The sequence below is a fragment of the Pseudomonas ovata genome, assembly GCF_003131185.1.
Lineage (GTDB): Bacteria > Pseudomonadota > Gammaproteobacteria > Pseudomonadales > Pseudomonadaceae > Aquipseudomonas > Aquipseudomonas ovata.
Genome location: NZ_QFFU01000001.1, coordinates 688,924 through 695,081 on the forward strand (window position 1 = coordinate 688,924; position 6,158 = coordinate 695,081).

2 protein-coding genes are annotated in these 6,158 nt (G+C 56.3%); one reads left to right on the forward strand and one right to left on the reverse strand.

Annotation, left to right across the window (positions count from 1 at the left end):
- Positions 1-163 precede the first annotated feature (163 nt).
- Complete coding sequence (locus tag DGA31_RS03090) at positions 164-2,578, forward strand: TonB-dependent siderophore receptor (RefSeq protein WP_241509512.1); 2,415 nt, start codon at positions 164-166, stop codon at positions 2,576-2,578.
- A 325-nt stretch (positions 2,579-2,903) separates the two neighbouring features.
- On the opposite strand, the gene DGA31_RS03095 is transcribed toward DGA31_RS03090, so the two are convergent.
- On the reverse strand, positions 2,904-6,158 hold a 3,255-nt coding region (locus DGA31_RS03095), incomplete at its 5' end, for a condensation domain-containing protein (protein ID WP_241509513.1).

Consider the following 6,158-nt stretch of genomic DNA (forward strand, 5'->3'; position numbering starts at 1 on the left):
GCGCGCCACATGGGCGCATTTCTCCAATCTGGCCTGGCCAATCGCTTCCCCTTACCCCGTCGACAGGTGTGTTTTCCGGTTTTAAGGTCTAAAACGTTTTACACATGCGTATTAAAACCATTCTCAATTAAAATTTTTCTGATCTTTCATAACGAGAAAAACCATGCCCTCACTTCATGAGCTAAAGCCACTCACCCGAGCGCTGATCAATCACCGAACATTCCGTTTCAGCAGCCTCCCGGCCATGGGTCTTGCACTGGCCATGACCTGTATGCAGGTGCAGGCACAAGAATGGACGCTGAACATCCCGGCGCAACCTCTCGATCAAGCCCTGCAAACGCTGGCGTCACAGATCGACATGCAGATCCTGTACGGCCCGAGCGATATTCAGGGGTTAAGCTCACCTACATTGAAGGGCAATTTCTCGGCTGAAGAATCCATCCAGGCACTGCTCGTGGGGACGGGCATTGCTTATCAGGTGAACGGCAATACCATCACGCTTCAGGCTCGCCCAAACGAGGCACTCGAGCTGTCCTCGGTGAATATCTCCGGCAAGGCGCCTGGCTCCACCACCGAAGGAACCGGTCTGTATACGACCTATTCAGCCAGTAGCGCAACGCGCCTGAACCTGCCTCCGAAGGAAACGCCTCAATCGGTCACAGTCCTGACCCGCCAGCGACTGGACGACCAGCGGATCGAAAATGTGATAGATGCACTCGATGCGACTGCGGGTATCACCGTCAGCCACGCCGGGGTCGACATCGACAACGACTTGCTCTATTCACGTGGCTTCATTCTGAACAACTATGCCATCGACGGGGTTCGTACATCCTCGTCGCTGGCCAACCAGCGCCTGAGCGCTGTGACCTACGATCGCATCGAAATCGTTCGCGGCGCGACCGGTTTGATCAGCGGCATGGGGACACCGTCGGCCACCATCAACCTCATCCGCAAGCGCCCTACCTTTGACCCGCAAATCAGCTTTACCGCCGAAGCAGGCAGCTGGGACCGCTACGGCAGCGGGTTTGACGTATCGGGGCCGTTGAATGACGCAGGTACGGTTCGGGGCCGTCTGGTTGCCGATTATAAAACCCAGCATGCCTGGATTGACCGGTATGAAAAAGAAGAGTCCGTGCTGTACGGCATCAGTGAGTTCGACCTGAGCGAAAATACGCTGTTGACGCTCGGCTTCAACTTTCAGACCAGCGACACCAACTCGCCCATGCGCAGTGGTTACCTGATGTACTACGGCAATAACCAGCGTATCGACTTCAAGCGCTCGGCCAACAATGCGCCGGACTGGGCCTACTACGATAACGAGTTGAGTGGTGTCTTCTCGTCGATAGAACACCAGTTCGACTCCGGCTGGAGTGGCAAGATCGAATACCGCTACAACCAGTACCGCAACAGTGCCGTGGTCCCTTATATGGGCGGCACGGTCAACCAGGCCACGGGCGCCGGCGCCTACATTGCCCCTGCCCGGTTCCGGGGCGACCCGAAGGAACATACCCTGGACCTGTATGCCACCGGCCCCTTCACGGTATTCAACCGCGAGCACGAGCTGATCACCGGCGCCACCCTTTCGGATTTGACTGAAGACACACCTGCCTACGGCAGCTGGATGTATCCCTACACAGGTTACAACGGCAGCATTCCCAATCTCCTGGACTGGGACGGTAGCCTCAATAAGCCTGACTTTCCAAAAACTGCTGATATCGATATGCACGAATATCAGTACGGTGCCTACTTGAGCGCGCGCTTTCACCTCACCGACTCCACCAGCCTGATCGTAGGCAACCGTGTCACCGACTGGAAACGCAACAGGGACAGCACGAACCTGAGCGGCGTCACCAGCAAAACCAGCCATCGCGAAAGCGGTGTCTATATCCCCTATGCCGGGATCGTCCAGGACCTCGACGACACCTGGTCGCTGTATGCCAGCTACACCAAGATCTTCAATCCCCAGCCAGTCTACGTACGGGATGTCAACAGAGCGCCGCTGGCACCGGAAGAAGGCAGCAGCTACGAAATCGGTGCCAAGGCAAGTTTTTACGACGGGCGCCTGACCTCGAATCTTGCGCTCTTCAAAACCGAGCAGGACAACCTTGCCGTACTCATCGATGACGGGACCTTCAGCAATTACACCTCCGAACAAGGGACGAGCAGTCGCGGGGTCGAACTGGAGCTCAATGGCGAACTGGCCGATGGCTGGCAGCTCACCAGTGGCTACACCTATAGCGTGATCGAAGACAGCGAGGGGGAACGTATCGTTACCCAAGTCCCACGCCACAGCGTGAAAACCTTCACGACTTACCGTTTGCCGGGCATGCTGGACAAGATGACCGTAGGCGGTGGGATCAACTGGCAAAGCAAGACCGGGACGGACTTGAAGTACTTCACTCAGGGCAGCTATGCACTGGTCAACCTGATGGCCCGTTATCAGATCAACGAACACCTCACCGCTTCTGTAAACCTCAACAACCTGTTCGACAAGGAATATTTTGCCGGTGGCCCTCGATGCTGTGGCGTCTATGGCGAACCGCGCAACTTCATGACGTCGTTCAAATACACCTACTGATAACGTCAGCGAAAAACACGTTGGCCGCCCAGGCCGAGCCAGCGGGATGTCTATATCCCGCTGGCTTATCAATCAAACCTCGCCGCTTACCCCGAACCAAAGTGCTGCGTTTGCTGCCAGACGCAGCTCCTTGTGGCTGGACGCACTCTCCATCCTGCGATCCGTATCAGGTAAAGACATCTGTTGCACCCGATACGCCTGCCTTTCGTTGCGTAACTGATCGGGCAAAGAAAAATCGCCGGGCCATGGCCTCAGACCACACCCCGGCGAATCTGGCCTGAAAGCTCAGTGAGCGACCTGTGCAGTCTCTCACCTGACTTCTTGGCTATGAGGTCAGCAACCTGATAGTGGGCTTTTCGAAAAGATCGCGCAGCGCCATTTGAACACTGCCATCGTTCACCTTCCGCAGCTTGGCCAATACCTTGAGACTCAGCAGTGAATCCCCCCCCAGTTCGAAGAAATTGTCATCCAGGCCGACCTTTTCACAGCCCAGCACGGACTGCCAGATGAGCGACAGTGTTTTCTGCCGCTCGGTTTCAGGCGGCTGATACCCCGTCGCATCTGGCATGCTTGCGCGCAATACGGTGCCTTGAGGCAGCTCCTGTATCGACCTGGAACACCCAAGCGTCGACTGAAGTGTTTGCAAGGCGGCCTGCCCTCCGAGGGTGACCATCCCTTCCAATAGCATGAGCAACTGCTCCCCCAGCCTGGCCAGTGCCTGCTCATCCAGGAGCGCCTTGTAACTGAACTCCAGCACCAGTTCCTCACCCAGGGTTACATAGAGGGTGATCGGGTAGTTTGTCTGCTCATGGTAGGACATACCTTCAAAAACGACATTATCGATCCCTGCATTCTGGACGGCATCCGAGACGGGGTAATTTTCGAAAATAATCACCGTATCGAACAACGTTCGACACGCTGTCAGTCGCTGAGCCTCCTGCAGGGAAATATATTCATAAGTACGCGCTTTCAAATTATCGTCCTGAACGTGCGCCACCCATTCACCCACAGTCCTCTGGCTATCCAGGTTGACGACCAGAGCAAGCGTATTGATGAACAGACCAATCTGGTTCTCGATCTCCTTCATGTCCATCGGCCGCCCCGCCACTGTCACCCCAAATACCACTGTCGTCTGTTCGGTATAGAAACCTAGCAGCATTGCCCATGCGGACTGCACCAAGGTGTTGACCGTCACCTTGTGTTGACGCGCAAACAGTTTCAATCGAGAGGTAAGCGCCTGATCCATCACTTGGCGATGGCTTTTATTGAGCACCGCCCTGTCACGTGCGTCACCCAGGCATCCATTGATGAGAGCGCTCTGTGAAATCAACGTGCCTCTTTGCACATTGGCAAGCTGTGCACGCCAGAAGCGCTTGGCGGCCTCGATGTCCTGGCGTTGATGCCAGGCGATGAAGTCAGCAAAACGTCCGGCATTGCCAGGCACCTCGACGCCCGCATAGCGCGAGAAGAGCTCACCCAGCAAATTTGAGCCGCTCCAGCCATCCAGCAAGAGATGATGGCTTGTATAAATCAGATGGCACCTGTCACCGCCTACAGTCGCCACGACAAACCTTATCAAGGGGGCGTCATCGAGGACAAAGCACTGCGCTCGCTCCTGGGTTGCCAACTCATCCAGGTTAGTCACAGGGTGTATATCGCAGGATAGGTCAACACTCGTGAACGCTAGCTTCGCCTGCTTGAGAACCACCTGTATAGGAGCGTCAAGATCGGCCTGCAAGACGAATGCTGTACGCAAGATATCGTGAGCCTTCACCGTATCCTGCCAGGCTTGCCGAAAGCGCTCGACGTTCAAGCCACGAACGTCCACCCGCATCTGGTTGACGTAATCAACACCTTGGTGATCGTAAAGCGCATGAAACAAAATACCTTGCTGCATCGACGACAATGGATAGATATCGGCGATTTGAGTGGCGGGAATCGGCAGGCTGTCCAGATGCGCCTGCCCCAGGCTGGCCAACGGGAAGTCTGACGGTGTCACCCCCCGATTGCGCTCATCGCAGCAATGGGCGATCAGGACTTTAAGTTCATCGGCATACTCGCTTGCCAATTGCCCAATCGTGCGTTCGTCGAACACTTCTCGGCTGAAAAGCCAGTCCAGGCTCAACTCGCCGTCGTAGACCTGACCATTGAGGGCCAACAGACTGGCCAGCGGCGCCTGCCCGGCCATGGCCGCGCCACTTCCTTCCTTCGCCAGCGCGAACAATCCTGCAGGATCATCAAAGCTGGCGTCGAGCTGTCCCAGGTAGTTGAAGACAATCTCACCCTGGGGTAGCCGCTCAAGTATTGCCTGGCTACCCGCATTGCCCATATGACGCAGCAACCCATAGCCGATGCCCTTGTTTGGCACCGCTCGCAGTTGCTCTTTTATCGACTTGATCGAACGTGCAGGCTCTGCGTATGGGCTTAGCCGGACCGGGTACATGCTCGTGAACCAACCTACCGTCCGGGTCAGGTCGACCTCATCAAACAAGTCCTCACGGCCATGCCCTTCCAGGCGAACCAGCACGTTCGACTGCCCGGTCCAACGGCTGATTACGCGCGCCAGGGCAGCCAACAATAGATCGTTGACCTGCGTCCTGTAGGCCATCGGCGCCTCTTGCAGCAAATGACGTGTCCATTCTTTGTCCAGGCGGGTGTTGGCATACCCGGCATCCTTTTGCTGGCGCGAAGCATGAGGGTTATGGCAAGGCAGATAATCGCTTACATCCTGCAGTTGTTGTTGCCAGTATTCCAGTTCCTGTTCGAGCGCAGGACTCGTTGCATGGCGTTGTAGATGTTCGGCCCATGTCTTGAAGGCGCTGGACTTGGCCGGAAGCCGGACCGTTTGGCCTTCGGACAGTTGTTGATAAGCCTGTTGCAGATCCTCAAGAAGCACGCGCCAGGAAACGCCATCCACGACCAGATGGTGAATCACCAGCAAGAACCGTTGGCTGCCGTCAGGCAAGGCCAGCAACGCTGCAGCCAACAGCGGCCCCTGTCCCAGATTCAAGCTTCGCTGGACCTCGTTGACAACAGGCTCCAACTCATTGTCATCGTTTAACTGGCGGGTCAACAGCACCTGTGCAGGCCCTAGAGCTTCGAACTCTGCCAGCCACTCACCCTTGCGCTCCTCAAGACGCAGACGCAGGGCATCGTGATGCTCAAGCAAGACGTGCAAGGCAGCATTCAGACGCTCCGGATCTATCCGCCTGCCGGGCCTCAACAACACTGACTGATTCCAGTGATGACGCTCGGGAATATCTTGTGCAAAGAACCAATGCTGGATAGGCGTCAACGGCATCTGCCCTGTGACTGGCTGCTGGTTGATGAACACTTCTTCGGCATATCGTGCCACTGTCCCCAGTCCCTGTACGGTCTGATGCTGGAACAGCTCTTTGGGCGTGAAGCGGATACCTGCCTGCCGGGCACGGCTTACGACCTGCAAGGAAATGATCGAGTCGCCCCCTAACTCGAAGAAGTTATCGTTCAGCCCCACCTGCTCAAGCTTCAGCACATCAGCCCAGATCGCCGCGATTTGTCGCTCCAGCACCGTACCCGGCTCGACATACGACGCCTGGAA